The sequence below is a fragment of the Acinetobacter sp. AHP123 genome, from assembly GCF_023757925.1.
Classification (GTDB): domain Bacteria; phylum Pseudomonadota; class Gammaproteobacteria; order Pseudomonadales; family Moraxellaceae; genus Acinetobacter; species Acinetobacter oleivorans.
In genome coordinates this window covers 156260-182369 of sequence record NZ_CP092454.1, presented here as the reverse complement: position 1 = coordinate 182369, position 26110 = coordinate 156260, and the positions used below count along the sequence as shown (strand labels likewise).

The following is a 26110-nucleotide window of genomic DNA, read 5'->3' as shown; positions in this document are numbered from 1 at the left end:
AGATGAGCCGTGTTCAATCGCGAATATGCTCGATATATTTCTAAATAAATTAGATTGTTATGAATATTTTTTCTTAAAAGGATTTCTGTAGACGATGTTCAGTTTTATTGATGAACTTCATGTGAAAAAGAGTATGTATTTATTTGAAAATATAGAATAAAAAACGATCTTATAACGCGCCAAATTGTTGCCAACTTTCACCCGTGTGCTGGGTTTGATAATAGGCTTTAAGTTGTTCAAGTTGTGTAAAGTGTATGTTACACCAAATCAATAAACTGATTAATAATAAAAGCTTACATAAGCTTCGAGTCTTGTTTTGAGAAATAAAAGCAAGCACAGCAAAAAATAGCGCAGGTAAAAATATAAAGAACTGAACAGGCGAGAAAAATAAATGAGTAGTACTGAAATATAATGCGGCTGCACTCATCAGCACATTTAAAACCGAGTATAGCTTTTGATATTTGCCGAGCTTAAATGCATAAGCAGTGATGGCAAATAACACCGCTGAGCTGACATAAATGGCTGTACCGCCAATCATCCACATATAAAAACCGCTTACCAAAAGATAGGCCAGTAGCAAAACAAGCACGAGCTTAAAACAAAATGACAAGAGGCGAGATGATGAGTTTAAAGGCGTCATAGCGAATCTAAATATCTCAAGTGAGGGCTTAAAAAACAAAAGGACGAATCGAAATTCATCCTTTTGATATTTTAGTTATACATCGTCAAACTTAGTTTGCTTTTGCAACTGGGGCAGCAGCAGTTTCATCGTTTGCAGCTTTGAACGGAGATGTATAGTTCAAGCCAAGCGTAGAACTTGTGTACTGACGAACTTTGTCGAGTAATACAGGGTCTTTGCTCAAGTCTTGCTTATAAGATACTACAATTTCATGAAGCTTCTGATTCCACTTACCTTCAGTTTGCTGAGGGAAAGCTTTTTCAAGCAAGTTAAGCATGATGTATGGAGAAGTCGAAGCACCCGGAGACGCACCTAACAATGCAGTTACAGCACCATCTTTAGACGCAAAGATTTCTGTACCGAATTGAAGCGTTGCTGGTTTACCTGGTTCTTTCTTGATGATCTGAACACGTTGACCACCTTGGCTTAAACGCCAGTCTTCAGCTTTCGCATCTGGGTAGTATTTACGAAGTTCATTTAGACGATCTTCATCTGACATCATTACTTGGCTCACCAAGTATTTAACAAGATCAAGGTTTTCCAAGCCAACAGTAGTCATTGGTAAAACGTTGTTTTTGTTAGTTGATGCAAGTAAATCAAGCTGAGAACCATTTTTCAGGAACTTGTTTGAATACGTTGCAAATGGTCCAAACAATACATATTTTTTACCGTCGATATAACGTGTATCAATATGTGGTACAGACATTGGAGGCGCACCAAGTTCAGCACGGCCATAAACTTTTGCTGTGTGCTGAGCAGTAATTGCTGGGTTATCAGTAATTAAGAACTCACCACCAACAGGGAAGCCAGCATATTGTTTCGCTTCTGGTAAACCAGTAAGTTGCAATAATTTAACTGCTGCACCACCTGCACCAATAAATACAAAACGTGTTTTAACGTGATCTACTTTACCAGTTTTCAAATTTTTGAAAGACACAGTCCAAGTTTTGTCATCATTTTGGCTGATGCCAGTCACTTCGGTTGAAGTCTGTAATTTGAAATTCGGGTTTTGGTCTAAACGATTCACTAATTGTTTAGTGATAGAACCATAGTTTACGTCAGAGCCAACATCCATACGGGTTGCTGCAACTTTTTGACTAGGGTCACGATCGTTCATGACTAAAGGTGCCCATTGTTTAATCACAGCTGGGTCTTCAGTAAATTTCATGCCTTTGAACAGCGGGCTTTGAATCATGGCAGCATAACGTTTTTCTAAGAATTGAACGTTATCACCCCAAACGAAAGCAATATGCGGAACTGGGTTAATGAATGATTTAGGTTCAGCTAAAACGCCTTGTTTTACCTGATATGACCAGAACTGTTTTGCTACTTCAAACTGAGAAGCAACTTTTTCAGCTTTGACAATTTCCATCTTACCGTTTTTTTCTTCGGTATAGTTCATTTCCATAAAGCCAGAGTGGCCTGTTCCGGCATTGTTAAAGCCGTTTGAACTTTCTTGAGCAACTTGGTCAAGACGTTCATACATACGAATTTGCCAGTTTGGTTCAAGCTCAGTTAAATAAGTACCAAGAGTGGCACTCATGATGCCGCCGCCAACAAGAACAGCATCAACAACTGGCTCATCTTTTGCAGTTTCGACTTGTTTTGACGCAGTTGGTCTAAACAAGAAAACAATACCAGCAATTAAAATAAGAATGATTAATACCAGAAGGTATTTCAAAAACTTTTTCATGTAAGGGGGACCTTAAAATAAGTTATTTGAGTCACTTAAGGAGTGAGGAAACCTAGACAGCGTATCCAGACAAAATGGATATAAATGCGAAACTGAATTCTCAAAATTAGAGAACTTCGAAAAAAATAAAAATGACTTGGGATTATCGCAAACACCCTATATTTTAGACTAATTTTGCATTGACAAGACAATTTTTATAATAAATGGGGTTCATCAAAATCATAAATATGATTTATATTTAATCAAATTGGGCTTTTATAAGATAGTTTAAGTTAATTGTTTAGTTTTAAGTTGTTGAAATTAAAATAATAGTTTTGATTTGATTAAAGTTGGATCATTTGAAGAATATTTGCCTATAAAAATAGATTAATTTTTATTTCATGACATATTTATGTAAATAAGCTCCTTACAAATGCTTATTTTCTGTCATACATAGTTCTTATTAATATTGGCTCAATGAATATGAAATTAAGGGCATATCTCTGCATAAGAAATATGCCCTTTAAGATTTTATGATGCTACATAGAACGGTGCAGTTGAACGTGGTAATGCTTCACGTCCACGAATCTGGTCTGCAATTTTCTCGGCAATCATAATGGTGGTTGCATTTAAGTTACCGGTAATAATCAGTGGCATAATTGAGGCATCAACTACGCGCAAACCATTCATACCATGTACACGGCCTTGACCATCTACGACAGCCATTTCGTCTTCGCCCATCTTACAGCTACAAGATGGATGGTAAGCGGTTTCTGCGTGGTTACGAACAAAGTCATCAAGCTCTGCATCAGTTTGCAAATGTTTACCCGGACTAATTTCTTCACCACGATATGGATCAAGTGCAGGTTGCTGCATGATTTCACGCGTGATACGAATTGCATCACGGAACTCACGCCAGTCTTGCTCAGTCGACATGTAGTTAAACAAAATACTTGGATGCTCAAACGGATCTTTTGATTTCAGTCTAATACGACCACGTGAAGGGGAGCGCATTGAACCTACGTGTGCTTGAAAACCATGTTCTTTCACGGCATTACTACCGTTGTAGTTAATGGCAACTGGCAAGAAATGGTACTGAATGTTTGGCCATTTGAACTCGTCCGAACTACGGATAAATCCGCCTGCTTCAAACTGGTTACTTGCACCAATACCTGTGCCATTAAATAGCCACTCGGCACCAATCGCAGGTTGGTTATACCATTTCAAGGCAGGGTATAAAGAAACGGGTTGCTTACATTTATACTGTAAGTACATTTCCAAATGGTCTTGCAGGTTTTCACCTACACCCGGTAAATCATGAACGACATCAATGTCCATTGATTTTAAGAAATTGCTTTCGCCAACACCCGAGCGCTGTAAAATTTGTGGTGAAGCAATTGCACCTGCACACAGTAAGACTTCACGTTTAGCCAAGGCACGTTGTAAGTTGTTTTGATCGGCGCCAATAATGTATTCAACACCAATCGCTTGTTTTTGATTAAACAAGATTTTATTGGTCGTGGCATGAGTCAAAATAGTTAGGTTTGGACGACCTTTTGCCATATCCAAATAACCACGTGCAGTACTTGAGCGGCGACCTTTTGGGGTAACCGTACGGTCCATTGGCCCAAAGCCTTCTTGTTGGTAACCATTTAAGTCGTCAGTACGTGGATAACCTGCTTGTACACCAGCTTCAACCATGGCATGGAACAATACATTATTGCCATTTTTAGGGGTAGCAACGGATACAGGGCCATTACCACCATGATAGTCATTTTCACCAATGTCACGCGTTTCGGCTTTTTTATAGTAAGGCAAACAGTCGGCATAAGACCAGTTTTCAAGGCCTTTATGAGTTGCCCATTGCTCTAGATCCATTGCGTTACCACGGATATAGCACATACCATTAATTAAAGATGAGCCACCTAAACCTTTACCACGACCACATTCCATACGGCGGTTATTCATGTGCGGTTCTGGGTCAGTTAAATAAGCCCAGTTATAGCGACGACCTTGAAGAGGGTAGGCCAAAGCTGCCGGCATTTGTGTGCGGAAATCCAAGCGATAATCTGGTCCACCCGCTTCTAAGAGTAAAACGGTGGTATCTTTGTCTTCAGTTAGACGTGCAGCAAGTACATTTCCGGCAGATCCTGCGCCAATAATAATGTAATCATATTCTTTAATATTCATAACTATCCTTTTTTTACTAACAGTTTGCCTGAGCAATCTATAAAGACTGCTCGGCATATGTGATTTAGGTTGAAGTGTCTAGAGCGATTGAGGCATTAAAAAATGCTTTGATAATCGCCAAGTTCAACTTGAATAGATTTGATACGGGTGTAGTGCCCAAGTGTGGTCAAGCCATTTTCTCGGCCCACGCCAGATTGTTTGTAGCCACCCACTGGCATCTCGGCAGGCGATTCGCCCCACGTGTTAATCCAGCAAATACCAGCTTCAATTTGGTGAATAATGCGATGAGCGCGGCTAATATCTTGAGTGACTACGCCAGCAGCTAAACCAAAGGTAGTGTCGTTGGCACGTTGAATCACTTCTTCTTCGGTTTCATAGCTTAAGATGCTCATGACAGGTCCAAAAATTTCTTCTTGAACAATCGCCATTTGGTCGGTGCAGTCGCTAAATACTGTTGGTAGGACATAGGCGCCTTTGGCAAGCTCGCCTTCTGTAGCACGACCGCCACCAATTAACACTTTAGCGCCTTGTTGTTTGCCCGACTCAATGAAAGACAACACTTTTTCCATATGAGGGAAGCTAGTGAGTGGTCCGAAGTTTGTGTCTTCAGCCATTGGGTCGCCAATGCGAATACGTTTTACACGCTCTACAACCGCTTTTTCAAAGTCGGCTAGAAGTGATTTTGGAACGAATACGCGTGTACCGTTGGTACATACCTGACCTGAGCTAAAGAAGTTCGCCATGACAGCAATGTCTGCGGCACGGTTAAGGTCGGCATCTTCACAAATAATGAGTGGCGATTTACCACCAAGTTCCATGGTCACTTCTTTAAGCGTAGAGCCAGCCGCGCTTGCCATAACTTTTTTGCCAGTTTCCACACCGCCAGTGAATGAGATTTTTTCAATCACAGGATGTTCAGTGAGCCATTGACCGATTTCACGACCCGCACCTTGCACCACGTTAAATACGCCGTCTGGTACGCCAGCTTCTGTATAGATTTCTGCAAGTTTAAATGCAGTAAGTGGGGTGGTTTCGCTTGGTTTGAAAATCATGGCATTACCCGCAGCAAGGGCAGGGGCAGATTTCCATAAAGCAATTTGAATTGGATAGTTCCAAGCACCAATACCAGCAACCACACCTAAAGGTTCACGGCGTGTATAAAAGAAACTTGATTCGCGAAGCGGAACTTGGTCACCCTGAATGGCAGTTGCCAGTCCTGCGTAATATTCGAGTACATCTGCGCCAGTCACGATGTCGACTGTAGATGTTTCGCTAAAAGATTTGCCTGTGTCGAGTGTTTCAAGACGTGCAAGCTCATCATTTCGTTCACGAAGAATGTCGACAGCACGACGTAAAATACGTGAACGCTCCATGGCAGTCATGGCAGCCCAGATTTTTTGTCCTTGTTGGGCACTTTTTACAGCAGCTTCAATATCTTGTTCAGAAGCTTGTTGAAGAGTCGCGATTGTCTCGCCGTTGGCAGGGTTAATACTATTAAATGTTTTTCCACTGGTTGCGTTAACGTAGCGTCCGTGGATATACAGTTGATGAACTTGTGCATCACTCATTTTGTCTCTCCTGCAAAGGCTTGTTCGCAAATTGAACTTGCGTTTGTACATAATCGTAAGCAATGGAACGGGCAAGATTGCTGTCAAATTCGTTATGACGGCTTAAACTGCCTCGTAACCATAATCCATCAATCAATGCTGCCAACCCTCTAGCGGCAACACTGGCCTGTTGTTCATTCATTAACTTGAGGAAATAAAACTTCAAGTTAGAGTACAGGCGTTGATCATTAATCTTTTGCAAGCGGCTTAAGTCTGGTACATGCATACTCGCTGACCAAAAGTCTAACCAGACCCGCATTGCTTTTTCATTGACCTGACTAATGTCAAAGTTCGAGTCGATAATGGCCTTAATTTGGCTCTCTGGATGCGAATCTGCTTCTGCTCTGTACTGTTCGGTTTTACGACGCAGAACATTTAACATTTCTTGCATACAGGTATTGATCAACCCTTGTTTGTCGCCAAAATAATGGCTGACAATGCCGGTCGACAGCTCGGCTTTTTTTGCAATTTGAGCAATGGTGGTATTGGATAACCCCACTTCATAAATTACGTCGAGTGCGGCATTCATAATTTCTTCACGTCGCACGTGCTCTGGTTTTACTCTGCGTTTTGTCATGTTTTTCCACATCAGCACTTTTAGTGGTGCTTTAAATTCAGCATGTTAACTTGCAGAGCATCATAGCACTTTTTTTATCATACTTGTTATTGATTGAACGTTCAATCAATAACAAGTATGATATGTAAAAATCAATGAATTTTTGAAGATTAGCACGAGGAATAAAGCGCTAAAATCAAAGATTCTTAAGGATAGGATGATGCGCATAAGTACATTACTTATTACGTTATTTTGAGAAAATACACCGATTGCAAGGAGCAATAAGATGGTGTTGAAAAGTGATAAATATTCTTCAGACCATATTCGGTTAAATCGTTTTGTATTTTGGAGTTCAGCCGTCAGTATTGGCATTTTTGGCCTACTTTTTGTGCTGTTTCCCGAAAAAAGTCAGTTTTGGCTGACCTATGTACAAGAGCAGGTAAATCACTTTTTTGGGTGGTATTACATGTTGGTTATTGTGCTGTGTTTGGGCTTTGTCGCTTGGCTCGCTTTTTCAAAAGTAGGGCAGATTCCATTAGGAAAAGACGACGACAAACCTGAGTTTAGCTATTTGGCTTGGACTTCAATGTTGTTCTCGGCAGGGATTGGTATTGCACTACTTTATTATGGTGTTGCTGAACCTGTTGATCATTTCTTAAGACCGCCAGAAGGTGAGTCAGGAACCATTCAGGCAGCCCGTAATGCGATGACTTATAGCTTTTTGCATTGGGGCATCCATGGCTGGGTACTCTATGCATTGCTCGGAGTCACTTTAGGTTATTTTGCTTTCAGACAAAATTTACCACTAGCTTTGCGTTCAGCGCTTTATCCAATTTTTGGCGAGCGAGTCCATGGCTTGGTCGGTGATTTCGTGGATGGTTTTGGAATTTTAGCGACGGTTATTTCTCTGGTCACTAACTTGGGAATCGGAGCATTGGTGCTGGTATCCGGCATTTGTTATTTACTTCCGCAAATTCCTAATAACTCAGTGACATTAATTGCTGCTGTTCTCATCATGATGAGTGTTGCCACGATCACGACAGTGGTTGGCATTGAAAAAGGTTTGGCATGGTTATCGCGTATTAATTTACGTCTACTGTATGCGTTACTTTTATTTGTATTTTTAACAGGTCCTACAAATCATTTATTAAATGGTCTTGTACAGAATATGGGAGATTATCTAAGCAATTTTATTGGTAAAAGCTTTGATATGTATTTATACAATCAAAAAGCCAGTGGCTGGTTAGGGTCATGGACAGTATTTTATTGGGCTTGGTGGATTGCATGGGCGCCTTTTGTCGGCATGTTTATTGCGCGCATTTCAAAAGGACGTACGATTCGTGAGGTTGTTTTAGGTGTATGCCTGATTCCTCTAGGTTTTACACTGGCTTGGATCTCGGTTTTTGGAAATACTGCCATTTACTTTATTTTGAACCAGAAACAAAAAGTTTTGGGCGATATGGTTTTAACTGATCCGGCATTGTCTTTATTTAAGTTACTCGAATATCTGCCGTTTAATCCGTATGTTGCTGGCATTGTTGTTGTAATTTGTTTCGTTTTATTTTTGACACCAGTTGGCTCTGGTACACTAATGATCGCTAATTTGTCCTCAAAAGGGGGCACCAATGATAGTGATTCACCGATCTGGTTACGCGTTTTTTGGTCTGTGGTAATTACCATTGTAAGTATTGGCTTGCTTTTGGCCGGTAGTTTTAACTCCATGCAAAGTGCTGTGGTGTTATGTGGTTTACCATTTTCAGTCATTATTTTGCTCTATATGTTTGGTTTAGCCAAAGCGTTAAAGCAAGATGATTTTGACCCTCAATTAGTGAAAAAACAGTTAGCTGTTTCAAAAGACATTTCGGTTCCGTCGAATTGTGACCAGAATAAAGTGACTGAGGTTTTATAACCTCAACCGATCACATCTATATATTATTTTTTGCGTTTAAAGTCGTCTTTTCATTGTTTTAAATAAGAGTGAAAAGACGAAATTAAATATTTTGTTTTTATTTTATTCCTTGAGGATTGTATGGCAACAGATAATCCAAGAGCAGTTGATGATTTAACATTATCTAAATCTAAAAAAGACCCGCTCAACCGTGTGGTTTTTTATTTTTCAGCTGTACTTATTTTAATTTTTTCTCTCGTCACGTTTTTGTTCAATGATTTTGCAAATAGAGTCATGAACGCCGTACTTCAGTGGGTAACCTCAACCTTTGGTTGGTATTATCTGCTTGCCGCAACATTATATATGGTTTTCGTGATTTTTATTGCCTGTTCAAGATACGGCAGTATTAAATTAGGACCTAAGCATTCAAAACCTGAGTTTAGTTTACTCAGTTGGTCTGCGATGCTGTTTTCGGCTGGTATCGGTATCGATCTGATGTTCTTCTCGGTCGCTGAACCATTATCTCATTATATGCAACCTCCAGTCGGAGCCGGTCAAACCTATGAGGCGGCACGCCAAAGTATGGTCTGGACCTTATTCCACTATGGCTTAACCGGTTGGTGTATGTATGCCTTGATCGGTATGTCATTGGGATACTTTAGCTATCGTTATAACTTACCACTTACCATTCGTTCTGCACTTTACCCAATTTTCGGGAACAGAATTAATGGAGCAATTGGGCATAGTGTTGATACGGCTGCCGTCATCGGGACAATTTTTGGTATTGCAACGACCTGCGGGATTGGAGTAGTACAGCTGAATTATGGCCTACATGTGTTATTGGGGTTACCAGAAAATATCTGGATGCAATTTATCCTGATTGCTGTCGCAGTCGGTATTAGTGTTATTTCAGTGACATCTGGGGTCAATAAAGGCCTGCGGATTTTATCTGAAATCAATATTTATGTTTCGGTCGGGTTATTGCTGTTTATTTTATTCTTAGGAAATACTGAGTTTTTACTCAATGCCCTTGTTCAAAATATTGGTGACTATTTAACTCGTTTCCCTGCTTTAGCATTACAAAGTTTTGCTTTTGAACAGCCTAAAGAGTGGATGAGTAGTTGGACTTTCTTCTTCTGGGCATGGTGGATTGCGTGGTCTCCATTTGTAGGACTCTTTCTGGCACGTATTTCAAGAGGGCGTACCATTCGTGAGTTTGTATGCGGTACCTTAATTATTCCGCTTCTATTTACACTCACATGGTTATCCATTTTTGGTAATAGTGCACTGCACAGCGTTATTTTTGAAGGCAACCAAACCTTAGCAGCGACTGTGTTAGCAAATCCGGCTCATGGTTTTTATGACCTGTTAGCGCAATATCCGGGCTTTACCTTTATCGCTTCAATTGCCACCGTAACAGGACTTTTGTTCTACGTGACTTCTGCTGATTCGGGAGCGCTGGTTTTAGGTAACTTCACGACTAAACTTACGAATATCGATAATGATGCTCCGCGTTGGTTAAGCGTGTTTTGGGCAATTGCCATTGGGTTATTAACGCTTGCCATGCTCATGACCAACGGAATTACTGCTTTGCAAAACGCGACCATCATTATGGGACTACCTTTTAGTTTTGTAATGTTCCTTGTGATGGCGGGGCTTTATAAGTCGCTGAGGCTTGAAGATTACCGGCAAGCCAGTCGAAGTATGAATGCAGCGCCAGTGGTAGGTAATGTCGATATTCTGAATTGGAAACAGCGTTTAACTCGAGTCATGCATCATCCGGGAACCACTGAAACCCAACGCATGCTAGATGCAGTTTGTCTACCGGCTGTTCAGGCCGTTGCAGGTGAGCTTATTAAGCAGGGCATGAACGTAGATGTGCAGCAAACGCCGCTTGAAGATGAAGAAACGCTTTTCCATCTGGATTTCACTATTCATTTAGAAGAAGAACAAAACTTCGTTTACCAGATCTGGCCTGTACGCTATAGCGCACCAAACTTCAGTCAACGTGTGAAACGAGGTAAACAGTTCTATTACCGTCTTGAAACCTATCTTTATGATGGCTCTCAAGATAACGATCTGGTCGGTTATAGTAAAGAACAGGTTATTAATGACATTTTAGATAAATATGAAAGACATATGACGTTCTTACATATTAATCGTATTAGCCCAGGGAATCGTCCATTGTTCCCCGATCCACAAGCTTAAGAGGAAAATGCATGGCTTCTCCTTATCTACATTCTTTTGCTTTATTTTTCTCGTTGCTCAATCCATTTCTAATGAGCATCTACATGATTGGCCTGATCCGTCATTCAGAAGCCAAAGTGTTTAATAAAGCACTGATTCAGGGAAGTTTGATTGCTTTTGTCGTGTTCATGCTATTTGCATGGGGCGGCGAAACAATTTTTAGTAAATATCTGAATGTACGTTTTGAAGCCTTTCAGATATTTGGAGGCCTTATCTTTTTGGTGATTGGCTATCGCTATGTTTTTCAGGGTGCCGATACGATTGGTGAAATGCGCGGTGCACCAGAGCATCTGGCTGGTACCATTGCCATGCCGTTTATGATTGGTCCGGGCACCATTAGTGCTGCTGTGGTTACAGGTATTGAAATGTCAATTGGTGAGGCAGCCTTAGTGATTGCCTTCACCCTATTTTTAACCTGTAGTATTTTGATTTTGATGAAATTTTCACATGATCATTTACGCTATAAACATGCCAAGCATATTGACCGCTACTTTGATATTGTCGGGCGTTTATCTGCTTTATTAATCGGTACGATCGCCATTGATATGATCATTAATGGTGTGACTGGCGTTATTACTAAAGTATAGCGAGTGGCTTATAACATCCTGCTATGCCATTAAGTGTGGGAATAAAATGGCATAGCATCTTCTAAAAAAACTAAGATAAATAAAAAAAGCTTTAAAAATAACTTTAAAAATAATGCCTTAAAAATTTAAATTTTAAAAAACAATCAAAGATATTAAAAAATACAATGCTATGTTGTGGATTTAAGCATGTTTTTTTTGTGAATTATCAACCATAATGTTTACTGAGCTTGTTTTAAGACACAGAGTTTAGCTATGCCTACATTAGATGAAATAACCACAGCAACTGATGATCAGTCTGAATTGACGATGTCAGTTTTGATGACGCCTGATATGGCAAATTTTTCAGGTAATGTTCATGGTGGTACGATTCTAAAACTACTAGACCAAGTCGCTTACGCTTGCGCAAGTCGTTATTCGGGTGGCTACGTGGTGACTTTATCTGTAGATAAGGTAAATTTTAAAGAACCTATTTATGTGGGTGAGCTGGTAACCTTCTTGGCAAGTGTTAACCATGTAGGCCGTACTTCAATGGAAGTCGGAATACGTGTTGAAGCCCAAAATATTCAGAAGCGTACAGTGCGCCATACCAATAGCTGTTATTTCACTATGGTTGCTGTTGATGAGCAGGGCAAGCCATGTGAAGTGCCTCATTTGAAACTTGATACAGAGTGGAAGCGTTGCCGCTTTGAAGCTGCTGAGCACCGTAAAGTTTTACGTCTACAAGAAAACCATAACCCATCTTGTAGCATGTATAAAAAATCTTCTTAAAAAAAAGGATCGAACCGCAGCATGGTTCGATCCTTTTTCTTCTTTACTAAAATTCAGCGTCCATATTTCATTTCAGTAAAATTATCTCTGAGCTTGGAGGAGAGTGCTGAGAGAATTAACGAGTTGCAGGAGCAGCTTCAGAAGCAGAACCTACAGCATCAGATGCAGCATTTGCAGTGTTTGCTTGTTCTTGAGTTGAAACAACAACTTTTTCTTCACCAGCAGTGGTATGTGCTTGGTCATGCTTAGAAGCAGCGAAAGTTGAAGCAGCAGTTAAAGCAAGTGTAGTAGCGAGTAAAGTTTTAGCTAATTTCATTTTATGGCATCCTTAAATTTCATTTAAAAATAAATTAAACCTAATCTTTCCTACATACATGAAACCTGTATGGCTGAATGACTAAGCTAGGACACATGCTAAGCCGAGGTTTGGATTACATCAATTAACTTAACAATCTATTACGCCTATCTTAACAATATGAAATATACGGGCCGTTTATGTGCGGAATCTGTAAAATTAAAGGGCTTAATTACACCTTAAAATGTGTAAAAATATTTCTTATCGAATGAAAAAAGATCAATCGTGTTACGTAAAACTTACACTCTGGCATGAATTGTGAATGCGCATAAATAGAATATTCCGTTTGAATTTTAATTATCAAAAGTTAATTTAGATTTTGAGTGAGATGTATGTCACATATTAAGTGTTTTGGTCTGATAATTGAAAAGTATATCTTCAAAGTGAAAAATCATTTTCATGTGATTTAAACAGTGATATACCTTTCTTAGTTTTGAAACCTTGTTGATTTGAGTCGCTTGTGAAATTTATTGCCCAAAAAACTGTTCCTACCCATATTATTTCCGGTTTTTTAGGGGCAGGCAAAACCACATTATTACAGCATTTATTAAGTCAAAAGCCTAAAGATGAAGTCTGGGCTGTATTAATGAATGAATTTGGGCAAATTGGAGTAGACCAACAACTCTTACCTCAAGATGAAGGCTATGCAGTCAAAGAATTATTAGGTGGTTGCTTGTGTTGTAGCAGTCAATTGCCTATGCATATTGCTTTAGCTCGTCTATTGAGTGAACAAAAGCCAGATAGACTCTTTATTGAACCGACTGGACTTGGGCATCCTTCACAGTTATTTGACCAACTGACTGAGCCGCATTGGCAAAGTAGTTTAGCCATGCGAGCATTAATTACTGTTGTTGATGGTAGCCGTTTGCACGATACAAACTGGGTTAAACAAAACCTTTATGAAGATCAGTTAAAAGCTGCCCAGATTGTGGTGGTGTCACATACGGATGTGATGACTTTTGAAGATGATCAGGCGCTTGAGTTATTAAAAGGTGAATATCAGCCTTATCACCAAGAGTGGATTAAAACTGAAAATGGTCAGTTAGTGTTAAATAAAATTGATGTAGCTGCTCATTTAACTGAGCGATCTATACAACCTTTACTTAAACTTCAAAAACAAATGACTGAAACCGAGGTTAAGAAGGAAATTCAGCAATTACCTTATCATTATGTCGAGTCGGCACAAGGCTATATTGTGGCAGGTTGGAAATTACCTAAACGCTGGAAATTCGATTTTTATAATTTGCTAGATTTATTATGTGCGCAGCAAGACTGGCTTCGAATTAAGGGAATTTTTAATACAGATCAAGGTTGGAAAGTTTTTAACTTTAATCCTGATCAGTTTAATTATAAGTCTGGTGAAGAGGGGATTGATAACCGTATTGAAATCATTAGTGAACATCATCACGATTGGTTGGCTTTTGAAACGGCGTTACTTGCTTGTCAGCTTGAAGAATAGAGAACATTAAACCAAAGACGATTTAATGTTCTCATAATGGATTTAAGGTTTTGTATCTAATACTGCTTTGGCTTGAGCATGGTCAATATCTTTTTCCCAGTGTGCAATCACTACAGCAGCAACACAGTTACCGATTAAGTTGGTACAGGCACGAATAATGCCAATGAACCAATCGACTGAAAGTAGAAGCACTAGACCAATTGCAGGAAGGCTTGGAATAACTGACAGTGTTGCTGCAAGAATAACTAAAGCTGAGCCAGGAATACCATGGGCACCTTTAGAAGTAATGAGTGAAACCAGCAAAATAGCCAATAGGTCGTGAGTGGATAAATCAATATTGCAGGCTTGTGCAATAAAGATCACCCCTAAAGTTAAGTAAATTGAAAACCCATCTAAGTTAAAAGAGTAACCCGTAGGAATGACCAGACCTACCGTCGAATCTTTAATTCCCAGATTTCTGAGTTTTTTCATAATTTGAGGTAAGACAGAGTCAGAAGATGCTGTACCCAAAACAATTGCTAATTCATCTTTAAAATAAGCCACAAATTTGAAAATGTTGAGACCGGCAAGTTTTAAAATTGAACCTAAGACAACCACAACAAATAAAATGCAGGTTGCATAAAACAGTAGAACCAAATAGCCCAATTGTAGAAGGGAATCTAAACCAAATTTGGCGGTGGTATAGGCCACTGATCCGAATACACCAATCGGCGCTAAACGAATAATCAGACCCATAATTTTAAAGAAGACTTCTGAAAAAGCTTCAAGCGCCTGACGTACTAACTCTGCCAAATGTTTAGGAATTAAAAGTAGTGATACACCAAATAAAATAGCGATGAGTAAAACTTGTAAAATATCACCGTTTGCAAAAGCAGCAGTGAATGTTTTTGGAATAATATTGAGTAGAAATTCCGAACCTGTGTGCATTTCATGAGCGCGTTCGGTATAGGTGCTTAAATCTTTTGCATCTAAATGGCTAATATCGATATTCATACCGACGCCCGGTTTAAATACATAAGCCACAATAATGCCTAAAACTAAAGCAATACTGGTGACCACTTCAAAATAGAGAATCGTTTTTGCACCGACTTTGCCCATTTTTTTGATATCGTTTGCACCATAGATTCCCAGTACAACGACACAAAACACAATGGGTGCAATCAGCATTTTAATCAAAGAAATAAAACCATCGCCCAATGGCTTTAAGGATAGGGAGAAATCATGAAAACCAGCCCCAACTGCAACTCCTAGAAAGAGAGCACAAAGAACCTGTAAAAATAAACTACGTTTAAGCTTTTGCCACATAAGTCATCAATTTTAGCAAGAGGAGAATATTTCTCTTTCAAGCAAAAAGTCGGCCAACTCTAAAGCAAGCTGAGCGTTTTGGAAGAATATGCAAATTTCCAATTACTATGCGGTGGATTGCTTAGTTTTTTTATAATTTTTACCTAAAATCGAGTATCCTTAGCGCCAAATTTTGGAACATATTAATCATGGCGCTTAAAGCAACAATTTATAAGGCAGACTTGAATATTGCCAATATGGATGACCATATTTATGGTGATTATCAACTGACGCTTGCCTTGCATCCTTCGGAAACTTTAGAACGTTTAATGGTTCGTTTGATGGCTTTTGCCCGTTTCGCAAGTGATGAGCTTGAGTTTACTAAAGACCTTTTTGAAACTGACGAGCCAGCGTTATGGCAAAAAGATTTAACGGGTCAACTAGAAACTTGGATTGAAGTCGGTTTGCCGTCTGAAGATAAAGTTAAAAAAGCCAGTGCGCGTTGTAAAACGGTTGCGGTTGTTGTTTATGGCACACAAGTCGAAGACTGGTGGAAGCGAAACAGTAAAATTAAAACCTTAAGTAACGTTCAGGTGTGGCAAATTGCCCCTCAAAGTACAGCCGAGCTTGAACAGCTCTGTGAACGTACCATGCAACTACAATTAAATGTGATGGACAACGAGTGGACACTTTTAGGTGAAAAGGGTCAGGCAAATGTTGTTTGGACACAGTTACAGTAATTTAGAAAAGCGCAACAAATTCTACAGATTCAGTTGGTACACTAAGTACTAATTGCGATTTTAGAAATTCAGTTTAAGGGTTAAACCATGTCAAATGAATTAGAAATTATCGATTTAAAAGTAGGTGAAGGCAAAGAAGCGGTTAAAGGTGCTTTGATTACAACTCACTATACAGGTTGGTTAGAAGACGGTACTAAGTTCGACTCTTCAATTGACCGCGGTAATTATTTTGAATGCGTGATTGGAACAGGTCGTGTAATTAAAGGCTGGGACCAAGGCATTATGGGAATGAAAGTTGGCGGTAAGCGTAAGTTAATCGTGCCTGCTCATTTAGCTTATGGTGAGCGTAAAATGGGTAAAATTATTCCAGCGAATTCTAATTTAATTTTTGAAATTGAATTATTTGATGTCAAAACTCGTGACTAGTGAAAATTGAAAGCCCTTTAGGGGGCTTTCTTGTTTATATGAGCTTTAAATATAAATACATTATTAATTTATATTTTAGCTTTTTGAATATTTAAGATTATTTTCAGATTATTTGATTATAAATGCTGACTGAAAAACTGTTCATTTGTGAGCAGTGTGATATTAAGACCAACTTTCAAAAAGTTTGTGCCCTAACATCAAATTTCACATAAGTAATCTATATTGTTATTGAGACGCTATTTCATGATTATCCGCTTTGCATCTCCTTTGTTGAACATATCACTTGGCTTGGCTTTGGCAGGTTTGTCAGGCATGGCATTAGCCAAACCACCTAAACTGGACGCTTCAACACTCACGGTGATTGGTTATCATGAAATTACCGATACTAAAAATGCGTTAATTCCTCAATATGCAGTGACGACTCAACAATTTACACAGCACGTTGAGTGGCTACAAAAAAACGGGTTCCATTTTATTACGGTTGATCAGTTGATCCGTGCTCATCAGGGTAAATTTCAACTGCCTACAAAACCGGTTTTATTAACTGTAGATGACGGTTATCAATCTTTTTATCAAAACGCTTATCCAGTTCTAAAAGCTAAAAAGATTCCAGTTGTTTTGGCTGTAGTGGGTTCATGGTTAGAGCCAAAAGCTGGTCAAAAAGTGGATTTTTCAGGGGAAGAAATTCCACGTGATAAAATCTTAAGCTGGAATGAACTTAAAGAAATGCAAGATAGTGGTTTTGTAGAAATTGCGAACCATAGCTATCATTTGCATCGTGGTATTACAGGTAACCCGCAAGGTAACTCTGAACCTGCTGCGACCACACGTTTTTATGATGTTAAAACACAAACTTACGAGAACGATAAACAATATGAAGCACGAATCTATGGCGACCTGAAAAAGAATAATGACTTATTAAAAGCGCATGGCTTACGTTCGCCACGTGTTATGGTGTGGCCATACGGTCGCTATAATATGCAAACTGTCCAAATTGCAAAAAAATTGGGTATGCCTGTGACCATTACGCTTGATGATGGGGCAGACCATGCAAAACAATCTCTACAAAATATGAGCCGTATTTTGGTAGAAGGCGGAATGACAACTGATGATTTGGCTCAAGAAATTAAAAACCGTGAATTAAATTTAACGGATAATAATCGTCCGCAAAAAATCATGCATGTCGATCTGGACTATATTTATGATCCAGACCCGAAACAACAAGAGCGCAATTTAGGTCACTTGTTAGATCGAATTAATGGCATGGGTGTAAATACAGTTTATTTACAAGCATTTTCAGATCCAGATGCGAATGGTTCTGCGGATATGGTTTATTTCCCAAACCGCCATATTCCTATGCGTGCAGACTTGTTTAACCGTGTTGCATGGCAAATTCAAACACGCACTTCTGTAAGCCGTATTTATGCGTGGATGCCGTTATTGGCGTGGGAACTACCAAAAACCGATCCTGTTTCTAAGGACTTGGTGGTAACTCAGCAGGAAAAAGCGGGTGAGCACCTTAATATGGGTTATATCCGTTTAAGTCCCTTCTCAGCAGATGCGCGCCAAACTATTCGTGAAATTTATCAGGATTTAGCTAAATCAACGCCGTTTAACGGACTTTTATTCCATGACGACGTCACTTTATCTGATTATGAAGATGCAAGCGCTGATGCTTTAAAGGCTTATGCAAAACAAGGTTTACCAACAGATTTAGCAAAAATCCGTGATAACGATCAAGACTTGCAGAAATGGACTGCATATAAGACAAAATATTTAGATGATTTTGCAATGCAACTCGTTGATGACGTGAGACAATATGAGCCGTTCTTGGTGACTGCACGTAACTTATATGCGCAGGTGGCTTTAAAACCATATGCAGAAAACTGGTATTCACAATCGCTTGAAGAGTCATTAAAGCATTATGATTTTACAGCTATTATGGCAATGCCTTATATGGAGCAGGTCGATAATTCAGATCAGTTCTATAAAGACATGATTGATCGCGTGAAACAATATCCTAATGGCCTCAAGAAAACTGTTTTTGAATTACAGGCAACCGACTGGCGTAAAAATGAAAAGGTACCTTCAACTGAAATGGCAGCAACAATTCATTCACTGTATCAGCAAGGTGTAATGCATGTCGGATATTACCCTGATGACCCAATCAAAGATCACCCGGATGTTGACGTAATGCATAAAGCATTTGCTGAAAAATCATCTCGTCTTGTGCCGTAGTCGAGGCTGAAACATGACAATCTTTGCTGCAATATGGTCGCATGCCTTAAAATTCGTTTTTTACTATCCATTATTCATGTCGTATTTATGGATGATGGGTGCGATCATTTTCTATTGGAGAGAACGTCAGGCTCCGCCTTATGATCAACCCGCTCCATTGGAAAGTTATCCAAAAGTCGCTGTATTAGTTCCTTGTTTTAATGAAGGAGATAATGCAGAAGAAACCATTAGCCATGCATTAAAACTGGACTATCCTCATTTTGAAGTGATTGCGATTAATGATGGTAGCTCGGACAATACAGGTGAGGTACTCGACCGTTTAGCAGCACAACATGAAAAATTGCGTGTTGTTCATTTGGCGCAAAACCAAGGTAAAGCCATGGGGTTGCAAGCCGGAAGCTTAATGACCGATGCCGAGTTTTTAATTGGTATTGATGGTGATGCTTTACTTGATCCACATGCAGCAAAGTGGATGATTCGTCATTTCCTTGAAAATCCAACGGTTGCAGCTGTTACTGGAAACCCGCGTATCCGTACTCGTTCAACTTTGTTAGGGCGTATTCAGGTCGGTGAGTTTTCTTCGATTGTGGGCATGATTAAACGTGCACAGCGTACTTTTGGTCGCTTGTTTACTGTATCGGGTGTAATTACAGCTTTTCGTAAAAGTGCTGTTCACCAAGTCGATTATTGGTCACCAAATATGTTGACTGAAGATATCGATATTACTTGGAAGTTACAGCGTGCAGGTTGGGATATTGAGTTTGAACCGAATGCTTTGGTTTGGATTTTAATGCCTGAAACCCTCAATGGGTTGTGGAAACAACGTTTACGTTGGGCAATGGGTGGTGCACAGGTATTAATTAAAAATATTGATGTGTTCACTAAACCAAAATTGAATTTTTTATGGCCTTTAATGTTTGAGCTTTGCTTAACTTTAGTCTGGTCATATTTAATGCTAGCGATGGCTTTGTTGTGGTTGGTACATTTTATTTTACCAGTCCCTGCATTAGCTGTTGTGAGCTCCCCATTTTTACCGTATGGTACTGGTATTTTATTGGGGGCAACCTGTCTAATTCAGTTTGCTTTAAGCAAATGGATGGATAGTCGTTATGAACCGCATCTAGGAAAAAACTATTTCTGGATGATCTGGTATCCATTGGTCTTTTGGCTAATCACTATTTCAGCAACCATTGTGGCATTTCCAAAAGTCTTACGACGTGGAGATGAGAAACGAGCACGTTGGGTGAGCCCGGATCGGGGCATTCGCTAGAATGAAATGCAAGAGTCATGAGATTTTAAAGATCGTGCTGTATTGATGTCTGGGGAAAACCACAGCACTTCGTTAGGTAAAGAGAGAAATGAAGACAGATTCGTTGATTATTGATTTACGCCGTCAATTACCATGGCATAAACGCTATGCTTCTACAACAAGCACAGCCATGATGTGGGCGGTTTGGTTGTTGTTGTGGCGTCCGTTCGTGTTTGTATGGCTATTGGTTGAACTACAAAAAACTCATTTGGTACACCGTTTATTTAGTGCCTTTGGTGTAGGAATTGAACATGGTCTTACCGCATTAATTGCTTGTGCAATTTGCTTATTGTTATGGAGCCATTTGCTACCAGAGCGCCGTGTCGGTGGCAGTGCACTTAAAGCAAAACAGACTGATGATTATGCGCGCTACTTCGATTTACCTGAACATGAAATTGAGCAGGGACGTAGCCAAAAAATTACAGTCGTTCACCACGATGAATTAGGTAAAATCGTGAGAGTTGAATAACGATTAACCATAAAATAAAGCCCACTTTAAGTGGGCTTTATTTTTTTTAAGAATTAAGAAGTCCAAGAATACGTTGCTTAATTTGATCGATGTAAAACTCATCATGAGTGACACGGTACATCAAGATCGCTCCTTCATAATCAGCAATACTTTGTTTTGCTAAAATCTCAGCTCGATCTTGAGCAATGCAACAAGCAAAAATAGACTGAATAGCCAGTTGCCAGTCCTGAAAAATACTACGTATTTTGGCTAAAATTTCAGGTGAACCATATGCCGCCTCCATTGAAATTACCCCAATTAGACAACCATTCACGCCTTGGGTAAAAAACTGGACAGCACGTTTATGCATTTGCTCAAAACGTTCAATGGCTGAGAGTTCTGAACTTGCAGTCGTTCCAAATAAAGAATGGATTAAATATTGATGAGTACCATTTAACACTTCAAGCAAAAGCGCTTCTTTATTTGGATAATAATAATAAAAAGAAGCTTTGGTGAGGCCGCAAGCCTTTGCCAGCATATCCATGCTCGTTCCTGCATATCCATAAGTTTTGAACTGCAAAGCACAGTGCTTAAGCAGATCTTCTTTAGTCAGTTTTTGCGGTCTCATTTCACATTATCCAAAACATAAAGCAGTTTTATAAAAAAACATCAAAAGTGCTGCGGATTTTATCCCAGATGTGTTTAGCATCTTTTTTAAAATAGCCCATGTGGCCAATGGTTTTCATAGCAACATCTTGAGGTTGAAGACTGACGTAGGAGACTTGAGTTTGTCGATAATGTTGCATAAATGCGCGACAAGAAGCGGGTAAAGCCCAATCATCATCTAGGGCTGAGACTGCATAAATTGGGGTTTTGACAGAAGCATATTGTTCAATTAAGTGTTTTTGTTCTGGATCAGCAAAAAAATATTTAGGGTTTTTACACCATTTACGCCACTGTTTATAAACATTGAGGGGTAAATCAGAACCCATATTAAATTTGCTCCAAGGCAAATAACCTGTCACGGCAACGATAGGTGGAAACACGATGTTCCAGACCACTTGCACTTTAAAACGTTCTTTGAGTGGCATATAGCCGTGCCAACCTGCACCTGTACCAAAGGTGTAACAGGCCAATAATTTATCATGATTAGGTAGTAGACCTAGCGCATGGCCACCATAGGAATGACCAACCATGAAAAGAGGTAATGGTTCTTTTGATAAATATTCAATCGCACCTGCTAAATCGAGTTTCCCCCAATCTAAATAAGACATATCAAATCCTTTTAAAGATTTTGGACTCGATTTTCCAACCCCTCGATAGTCAAATGTGAATATCTGATAGCCAAATTGCGTCATATATTCAGCGAAGCGGCGGTAAAACTCATGTGGCACACCCGTTGCTCCTGCAACGACAATATTTGCTTTAGCTGGTGTCGTTGTAAAGTAACGTGTGCCCTTAAGTTGATAACCATCTAAAGCTGGGAATTGTACAGTTTGGCTAAGCTGTTCATTGATTTGAGTTGCTGATTGCATAGCTTTTCTCTTTATTTTTCTAGCGTGATGGAATTTTATTTACCTTTAAAAACAGGCGGTCTTTTTTGCAACATGGCAAACACACCTTCCTGAACATCTTGTGTGGTGAGTAAAGGCTGAAGATGGCCCTGTAATTGGCTAAAAGCAGTTTTATAACCTTCATTAATGGCTTCACGGGCAGAAGCGAGGGTCGCTTTTACAGCAAGTGGTGCAGCTTGAGCAATATGTTCAGCCAGTTCTATTGCACGGTTGATTTGAGTACCTTCTGGGCATATCTCTGTAATCAGGTTCATATCAAAGGCGGCTTTGGCATCGAAGCTGTCACCAGTGAGTAAATAGCGCATGGCTTTGGCCCAACCTGCGGCTTGAGTAAATCGTGCTGTAGCTCCACCAAAAGGTAAGATGCCGCGTTGAACTTCCATCTGTGCAAATTGAGTATTTTCACTTGCTAAAGCAATGTCTGCATTCAGAAATAGTTCGATACCAGCGGTGTAACAATAACCTTGTACTGCAACAATTAAAGGTTTACTCAGTTTTCGTCCAACTGTACCCCAAGGGTTCACTTCTTCATCACTAAAATCAAAAACACCTGTAGCGAGCTTGGGTTGTAACTCAACTAGATCTAATCCAGCCGTAAAATGGTCACCATGAGCAAAGATAATTGCACAGCGAAGAGCATCATTATTTTCATATTCAGTAAGCGCCCGTGATAAATCTTTAATCAGGTAGCTATCGAAGGCATTACGCTTTGCTGCTCGATCTAGACCAATTAAAAAAATATGTCCGCGAGTTTCACGGCTGACTTTTCCTTCTTGATTTGACATTTTTCGATGTCCTTTGTTTATTTTTAATAAGTTTTTAAACGATCGTTTAAAAAGTGTCAAATACAATTTGTTGACTATTCCGTAAACAAAAATAGAAGGGCGATTAAAAGAAAACTAAGTTCTTATTATTAAGCTTAATGTAAAGATGAGGGGGAAGAATAACCTGATGAGCGCTCTCAATCAGGTTATAAAACATTACGTTGGGCGCCGTGAGTACATCAATAACCCTAGGCATAACAAGGTTAAACCTAAAATAAGATGTGAGCTGAGCTGCTCATGGTTGAACCATGTTCCCCAAAATGTGGCTAACACTGGGGTGATAATGGTAATAAGTAGCACAGTCGTCGGTTGTAGTATCTTGATGAGTTGATAATAAAAAATCATGGCAAGTACAGATGAAAAAACCGCGCTATAGAGCACTGCTAGAGAAATTTTCAGACTTGGAAATTCAGTGGGAATATGCGACCAAAAGAAAGGTAACAAGCATACATAACCGACCCATGAGACAAGGGTAGCACCTGTCATTTGTGTAATGGGTGGAATATGCGCTCCGACAGATTTCACGGCAAACGTCGACAAGACATAAAACAGCATCGCAATCAGCTCAAACATAATACCGATGCGGTTGAGCTGAAAACCTGATGAAGACAGTCCTAAAGTAAAACTCATCCCGACAAGAGCAATACCGAGACCAAGCCATTGCCATACTGAAAATCGTTCGCGTCCTAATAAAAAGGAGCTAATCAGTCCAGATACTAACGGAGAGGTGCCGTAAATAATTGAAATAATGGCAGAGGGGACTTTATCTGCACCCATGTAGCAAAACGCCATAGAGCCAAATAAGCCAATGGCTCCAGCACAATAACTTAAAACAGCTTTTTTACTAAAGATGAGCTTTAAGCGAAAAAATCTTAGACACAGCAAGGCGATTGGAATCGCCAGACTGAACCGAATAAATAATCCCCATGCCCAGTGAATTTCTTGTACTGTCCAGACGGCCGCGAGTGGGGTAAGCGACCAAATAATGACGACAGCAATAAATTGGCCGGCTGTAGCAAGGCGAGTCGGAGATGAAGATAATGCTACAACCGGCTGAATCTGCGGGGTGGATATACTCTGTTGTTCAAATAATGGCTTCATATAAAGCTCCAGAAAGTTTGTTCTTTGGTGTTTAAAAAGGGCATAAAAAAAGCCGCGTTTTATGGCGGCTTGTGATGAAAATCAGAGGATATATTACAAATTAAATATCTCGATTTTCGTATCTAAAGCGCCAAATTGTCCAAAATAAGGACGTCGCCAATTGACCACATAGAACTTAATCTCTGCGGCGTATGATTGACGCGCTAGACAACATTGGGCTTTAGATGAAAACATGATAAGTATATTAAAATATAGATGATATTTTTATAACATATAAATGAAAAAGTACAAATTAGATTCAAGCATGAGACATGGTTTTTTTTGATAACTTTAAATTAGTAGTTTGCTTAGCTTCATATTTTTCTCATAATACCTCGTCAAATTGATCTCAATAAGCAGCTTATGTCACCTCTAGAAATCTTTGCGGTCTTAATTAGTCTCATTGGAGTTGGATTAACCGTCATCCGTAATATGTGGTGTTGGCTGTTTAATTTCTTTGCCTTTGTTTTATATGCCTATTTGTTTTACGAATTTAAGCTATATGGCGAAACAATTTTGCAGTTCTTTTTTATGGTCGTAAATTTTTATGGCTTTTACTATTGGTTTAAAGGAAAGCAGCAAGATCACGACATTCGAATTGAACCTATTGCAGTTCAAACCGCTATCATCCAAATGATTATTGCTGCGGTAGGTGGTTTACTGTTTGGTCTTGTTCTTAAAAACTTTACCGATGCAGCAGTACCGATGCTCGACTCACAGCTTGCAGCCTTTAGTTTACTTGCAACATATTGGACCAGCCGAAAGCATATTGCGACTTGGGTGCTTTGGGTATTTGTCGATATTATTTATGTGGGCATGTTTATCTATAAAGATTTATTTTTAACAGCTGCGTTATATGCCGCATTTGTTCTGATGGCCGCTTATGGTTGGTATCAATGGGAAAAAGTTAAAAAGAAACAGCTTTTAGCCTCTAACCAGCTTTAATTTGGAGAGTGATCATGTTGTTGAGCTTAGATGTCTATAGACAACAACAGTTTGATCTGATTGCTGCAAAAATAATGGCAGAGCCAAAACAGTATTGTGAATTTAGTTCAGTGTCAGATTTTTATAATGCCGCGTGGCTCAAAGATTTCCCACAAGGTAGCCAGATTTCTGCCACTGGCTTAGATGACGGTGCTGAAGAGTTTTATGCGGTTGTTCAATTTAAACAGCAGTATTTAAAACTTGATATTAAAGAAAGCCTTTCGGTACTGATTTTTCAAGATATGAATGGGGACATATCTAAGTGTAATTTTTAATTTAAGAAATAAAATCACAAAAAAAGCGACTTAACGTCGCTTTTTTTTAATAAATAAATTTGGAAATTTTGTTTGCTGTTTCAACGACTAGACTTGCGATATCTTCTTTAAATGTTTTTTCATCGTAAGTGGTAATTGGACAACTCACAGAGATAACAGCAACCATTTTCCCGTTTGATTGTTTAAAAATAGGTGCTGCACAGGCTGCCATATCATGATTGTAATGACCCCAGCTCACCATGGTTTTTTGGGTTTTTACATAGACTAATCTTTGTAATAGGGTTTTTAAATTGGTTGGAGTCAGTTCAGAAAAACTATCCCAATCATCAAAGTTACGATAACGCTGACGTACTTCAGTTTCAGGTAAATCAGATAATAACATTTGACCAATGACGGTTGCATGAGCAGGCCAGCGAGTCCCTAAGCTAATGTTGCTCGTGAAGGTTCCCATCGACTGAATATTATTTACAAAGACAATATGAGTGCCTTCTAAAATTGAAAGGTGTACCGCAAGTTTGGTTTGGTCACGTAGTTCTTTCATTAAAGGCGTCGATAAATCGAGCAATGAAAGTTTAGATAAACTGTTAAACCCAAGCTCCATGACTTTGGAATCGAGAGCATAAGTTTTTTGAGATGCTTTTCTTAAATAGCCACAAGATTCGAGTGTATAGATCAGACGAAATGCACTAGAACGGTTCACTTCTAAAATTTCAGCAATTTCTGTAATGGTCATTTCTTGCGCTTGTTGGTTAAATGCTTGCAAGATAGCTAAACCCCGTACAAGTCCGGGTACTAAATAACGATCATCATTTTTTGTTGTTTCTGATTCTTGCGAATCTTCTTCAATTGCTATGCTCATT

24 protein-coding genes are annotated in these 26110 nt (G+C 39.3%); 12 read left to right on the top strand and 12 right to left on the bottom strand.

The features are described 5' to 3' along the window. Positions 1 to 169: 169 nt before the first annotated feature. From MJX77_RS00850 to betI, 5 genes are all read right to left on the bottom strand, one after another. Entirely contained in the window at positions 170 to 640 is a 471-nt protein-coding gene (locus MJX77_RS00850) for a hypothetical protein (RefSeq protein WP_252060339.1), read from the bottom strand. Positions 641 to 731: 91 nt separating this feature from the next. Then, the gene (gene mqo / locus MJX77_RS00845) at positions 732 to 2372 is read right to left on the bottom strand and encodes a malate dehydrogenase (quinone) (RefSeq protein WP_191899647.1); all 1641 of its coding nucleotides are present in this window, start codon (positions 2370 to 2372) and stop codon (positions 732 to 734) included. A gap of 510 nt (positions 2373 to 2882) precedes the next feature. Further along, entirely contained in the window at positions 2883 to 4541 is a 1659-nt protein-coding gene (betA, locus tag MJX77_RS00840; protein ID WP_151766823.1) for a choline dehydrogenase, read from the bottom strand. Between the two features lie 95 nt (positions 4542 to 4636). Beyond that, entirely contained in the window at positions 4637 to 6109 is a 1473-nt protein-coding gene (gene betB / locus MJX77_RS00835; protein ID WP_252060338.1) for a betaine-aldehyde dehydrogenase, read from the bottom strand. Continuing rightward, a complete protein-coding gene (gene betI / locus MJX77_RS00830; RefSeq protein WP_005303239.1) occupies positions 6102 to 6725 on the bottom strand; it encodes a transcriptional regulator BetI in 624 nt (207 codons plus the stop codon). Before betI ends, betB begins: the two co-directional genes overlap by 8 nt. 265 nt (positions 6726 to 6990) lie before the next feature. Between betI and MJX77_RS00825 the strand changes: the two genes are divergently transcribed. The 4 genes from MJX77_RS00825 to MJX77_RS00810 all read left to right on the top strand — a co-directional run bounded on the left by MJX77_RS00825 (position 6991) and on the right by MJX77_RS00810 (position 12194). Continuing rightward, positions 6991 to 8613 carry a BCCT family transporter gene (locus tag MJX77_RS00825; RefSeq protein WP_250374675.1) on the top strand — a complete coding sequence of 541 codons (1623 nt, stop codon included), beginning with the start codon at positions 6991 to 6993 and terminating at the stop codon, positions 8611 to 8613. A gap of 120 nt (positions 8614 to 8733) precedes the next feature. Beyond that, positions 8734 to 10800 (top strand): choline transporter, encoded by a 2067-nt coding sequence (locus tag MJX77_RS00820; RefSeq protein ID WP_252060337.1) that lies wholly within the window; start codon positions 8734 to 8736, stop codon positions 10798 to 10800. 11 nt (positions 10801 to 10811) lie between these two features. Continuing rightward, positions 10812 to 11426 (top strand): MarC family protein, encoded by a 615-nt coding sequence (locus MJX77_RS00815; RefSeq protein ID WP_004794054.1) that lies wholly within the window; start codon positions 10812 to 10814, stop codon positions 11424 to 11426. A gap of 252 nt (positions 11427 to 11678) precedes the next feature. Beyond that, positions 11679 to 12194, top strand: coding sequence for an acyl-CoA thioesterase (locus MJX77_RS00810; RefSeq protein WP_005303245.1), 516 nt, complete (start codon positions 11679 to 11681; stop codon positions 12192 to 12194). Between the two features lie 115 nt (positions 12195 to 12309). Here the strand turns inward: MJX77_RS00810 and MJX77_RS00805 are convergent, their stop codons facing one another. Then, a complete protein-coding gene (locus tag MJX77_RS00805; RefSeq protein WP_005303247.1) occupies positions 12310 to 12510 on the bottom strand; it encodes a hypothetical protein in 201 nt (66 codons plus the stop codon). A 499-nt stretch (positions 12511 to 13009) separates the two neighbouring features. On the opposite strand from MJX77_RS00805, the gene MJX77_RS00800 reads away from it, so the two are divergent. Continuing rightward, positions 13010 to 14008 (top strand): CobW family GTP-binding protein, encoded by a 999-nt coding sequence (locus MJX77_RS00800; protein WP_252060336.1) that lies wholly within the window; start codon positions 13010 to 13012, stop codon positions 14006 to 14008. A 42-nt stretch (positions 14009 to 14050) separates the two neighbouring features. Here MJX77_RS00800 and dctA read toward each other — a convergent pair whose 3' ends face one another. Further along, entirely contained in the window at positions 14051 to 15313 is a 1263-nt protein-coding gene (dctA, locus tag MJX77_RS00795) for a C4-dicarboxylate transporter DctA (protein ID WP_004794051.1), read from the bottom strand. Between the two features lie 188 nt (positions 15314 to 15501). On the opposite strand from dctA, the gene MJX77_RS00790 reads away from it, so the two are divergent. The 5 genes from MJX77_RS00790 to pgaD all read left to right on the top strand — a co-directional run bounded on the left by MJX77_RS00790 (position 15502) and on the right by pgaD (position 20474). Next, positions 15502 to 16032: a YaeQ family protein gene (locus MJX77_RS00790; RefSeq protein ID WP_005303252.1), complete on the top strand. Its 531-nt coding sequence runs from the start codon at positions 15502 to 15504 to the stop codon at positions 16030 to 16032. Positions 16033 to 16119: 87 nt separating this feature from the next. Continuing rightward, the gene (locus tag MJX77_RS00785) at positions 16120 to 16458 is read left to right on the top strand and encodes an FKBP-type peptidyl-prolyl cis-trans isomerase (protein WP_002117532.1); all 339 of its coding nucleotides are present in this window, start codon (positions 16120 to 16122) and stop codon (positions 16456 to 16458) included. Between the two features lie 243 nt (positions 16459 to 16701). Beyond that, positions 16702 to 18696 carry a poly-beta-1,6-N-acetyl-D-glucosamine N-deacetylase PgaB gene (gene pgaB, locus MJX77_RS00780; RefSeq protein ID WP_252060335.1) on the top strand — a complete coding sequence of 665 codons (1995 nt, stop codon included), beginning with the start codon at positions 16702 to 16704 and terminating at the stop codon, positions 18694 to 18696. A 13-nt stretch (positions 18697 to 18709) separates the two neighbouring features. Next, positions 18710 to 19966, top strand: a complete 1257-nt coding sequence (gene pgaC / locus MJX77_RS00775) for a poly-beta-1,6-N-acetyl-D-glucosamine synthase (RefSeq protein ID WP_250374670.1) — start codon at positions 18710 to 18712, stop codon at positions 19964 to 19966. An 88-nt stretch (positions 19967 to 20054) separates the two neighbouring features. Further along, positions 20055 to 20474: a poly-beta-1,6-N-acetyl-D-glucosamine biosynthesis protein PgaD gene (gene pgaD, locus MJX77_RS00770; RefSeq protein WP_005303256.1), complete on the top strand. Its 420-nt coding sequence runs from the start codon at positions 20055 to 20057 to the stop codon at positions 20472 to 20474. A 46-nt stretch (positions 20475 to 20520) separates the two neighbouring features. On the opposite strand, the gene MJX77_RS00765 is transcribed toward pgaD, so the two are convergent. From MJX77_RS00765 to MJX77_RS00750, 4 genes are all read right to left on the bottom strand, one after another. Further along, positions 20521 to 21081 (bottom strand): TetR/AcrR family transcriptional regulator, encoded by a 561-nt coding sequence (locus tag MJX77_RS00765; RefSeq protein WP_252060334.1) that lies wholly within the window; start codon positions 21079 to 21081, stop codon positions 20521 to 20523. Between the two features lie 28 nt (positions 21082 to 21109). Then, a complete protein-coding gene (locus MJX77_RS00760; protein ID WP_252060332.1) occupies positions 21110 to 21988 on the bottom strand; it encodes an alpha/beta hydrolase family protein in 879 nt (292 codons plus the stop codon). 35 nt (positions 21989 to 22023) lie between these two features. Continuing rightward, entirely contained in the window at positions 22024 to 22812 is a 789-nt protein-coding gene (locus MJX77_RS00755) for a crotonase/enoyl-CoA hydratase family protein (RefSeq protein ID WP_252060331.1), read from the bottom strand. A gap of 195 nt (positions 22813 to 23007) precedes the next feature. Further along, the gene (locus tag MJX77_RS00750; protein ID WP_252060329.1) at positions 23008 to 23952 is read right to left on the bottom strand and encodes a DMT family transporter; all 945 of its coding nucleotides are present in this window, start codon (positions 23950 to 23952) and stop codon (positions 23008 to 23010) included. Between the two features lie 402 nt (positions 23953 to 24354). Here MJX77_RS00750 and pnuC point away from each other — a divergent pair, with 402 nt between their 5' ends. Together pnuC and MJX77_RS00740 are read left to right on the top strand one after the other, a co-directional pair. After that, positions 24355 to 24936 carry a nicotinamide riboside transporter PnuC gene (gene pnuC / locus MJX77_RS00745; protein WP_107881090.1) on the top strand — a complete coding sequence of 194 codons (582 nt, stop codon included), beginning with the start codon at positions 24355 to 24357 and terminating at the stop codon, positions 24934 to 24936. Positions 24937 to 24950: 14 nt separating this feature from the next. After that, positions 24951 to 25250: a hypothetical protein gene (locus MJX77_RS00740; RefSeq protein WP_252060327.1), complete on the top strand. Its 300-nt coding sequence runs from the start codon at positions 24951 to 24953 to the stop codon at positions 25248 to 25250. Positions 25251 to 25296: 46 nt separating this feature from the next. Here MJX77_RS00740 and MJX77_RS00735 read toward each other — a convergent pair whose 3' ends face one another. Further along, on the bottom strand, positions 25297 to 26109 hold the full coding sequence (locus MJX77_RS00735) for an IclR family transcriptional regulator (RefSeq protein ID WP_013198655.1): 813 nt from the start codon (positions 26107 to 26109) through the stop codon (positions 25297 to 25299). Between the last annotated feature and the right edge of the window lies 1 nt (position 26110).

Bases quoted from the DNA above. Each gene is read 5' to 3' on its own strand.
- MJX77_RS00765 (WP_252060334.1), bottom strand. From the start codon at position 21,081: ATGAGACCGCAAAAACTGACTAAAGAAGATCTGCTTAAGCACTGTGCT.
- MJX77_RS00735 (WP_013198655.1), bottom strand. From the start codon at position 26,109: ATGAGCATAGCAATTGAAGAAGATTCGCAAGAATCAGAAACAACAAAA.
- dctA (WP_004794051.1), bottom strand. From the start codon at position 15,313: ATGTGGCAAAAGCTTAAACGTAGTTTATTTTTACAGGTTCTTTGTGCT.
- MJX77_RS00790 (WP_005303252.1), top strand. From the start codon at position 15,502: ATGGCGCTTAAAGCAACAATTTATAAGGCAGACTTGAATATTGCCAAT.
- MJX77_RS00740 (WP_252060327.1), top strand. From the start codon at position 24,951: ATGTTGTTGAGCTTAGATGTCTATAGACAACAACAGTTTGATCTGATT.
- MJX77_RS00785 (WP_002117532.1), top strand. From the start codon at position 16,120: ATGTCAAATGAATTAGAAATTATCGATTTAAAAGTAGGTGAAGGCAAA.
- MJX77_RS00805 (WP_005303247.1), bottom strand. From the start codon at position 12,510: ATGAAATTAGCTAAAACTTTACTCGCTACTACACTTGCTTTAACTGCT.
- pgaC (WP_250374670.1), top strand. From the start codon at position 18,710: ATGACAATCTTTGCTGCAATATGGTCGCATGCCTTAAAATTCGTTTTT.
- MJX77_RS00820 (WP_252060337.1), top strand. From the start codon at position 8,734: ATGGCAACAGATAATCCAAGAGCAGTTGATGATTTAACATTATCTAAA.
- MJX77_RS00815 (WP_004794054.1), top strand. From the start codon at position 10,812: ATGGCTTCTCCTTATCTACATTCTTTTGCTTTATTTTTCTCGTTGCTC.
- pnuC (WP_107881090.1), top strand. From the start codon at position 24,355: ATGTCACCTCTAGAAATCTTTGCGGTCTTAATTAGTCTCATTGGAGTT.
- MJX77_RS00760 (WP_252060332.1), bottom strand. From the start codon at position 21,988: ATGCAATCAGCAACTCAAATCAATGAACAGCTTAGCCAAACTGTACAA.
- MJX77_RS00755 (WP_252060331.1), bottom strand. From the start codon at position 22,812: ATGTCAAATCAAGAAGGAAAAGTCAGCCGTGAAACTCGCGGACATATT.
- pgaB (WP_252060335.1), top strand. From the start codon at position 16,702: ATGATTATCCGCTTTGCATCTCCTTTGTTGAACATATCACTTGGCTTG.
- MJX77_RS00850 (WP_252060339.1), bottom strand. From the start codon at position 640: ATGACGCCTTTAAACTCATCATCTCGCCTCTTGTCATTTTGTTTTAAG.
- betI (WP_005303239.1), bottom strand. From the start codon at position 6,725: ATGACAAAACGCAGAGTAAAACCAGAGCACGTGCGACGTGAAGAAATT.
- betA (WP_151766823.1), bottom strand. From the start codon at position 4,541: ATGAATATTAAAGAATATGATTACATTATTATTGGCGCAGGATCTGCC.
- pgaD (WP_005303256.1), top strand. From the start codon at position 20,055: ATGAAGACAGATTCGTTGATTATTGATTTACGCCGTCAATTACCATGG.
- betB (WP_252060338.1), bottom strand. From the start codon at position 6,109: ATGAGTGATGCACAAGTTCATCAACTGTATATCCACGGACGCTACGTT.
- MJX77_RS00810 (WP_005303245.1), top strand. From the start codon at position 11,679: ATGCCTACATTAGATGAAATAACCACAGCAACTGATGATCAGTCTGAA.
- MJX77_RS00750 (WP_252060329.1), bottom strand. From the start codon at position 23,952: ATGAAGCCATTATTTGAACAACAGAGTATATCCACCCCGCAGATTCAG.
- mqo (WP_191899647.1), bottom strand. From the start codon at position 2,372: ATGAAAAAGTTTTTGAAATACCTTCTGGTATTAATCATTCTTATTTTA.
- MJX77_RS00825 (WP_250374675.1), top strand. From the start codon at position 6,991: ATGGTGTTGAAAAGTGATAAATATTCTTCAGACCATATTCGGTTAAAT.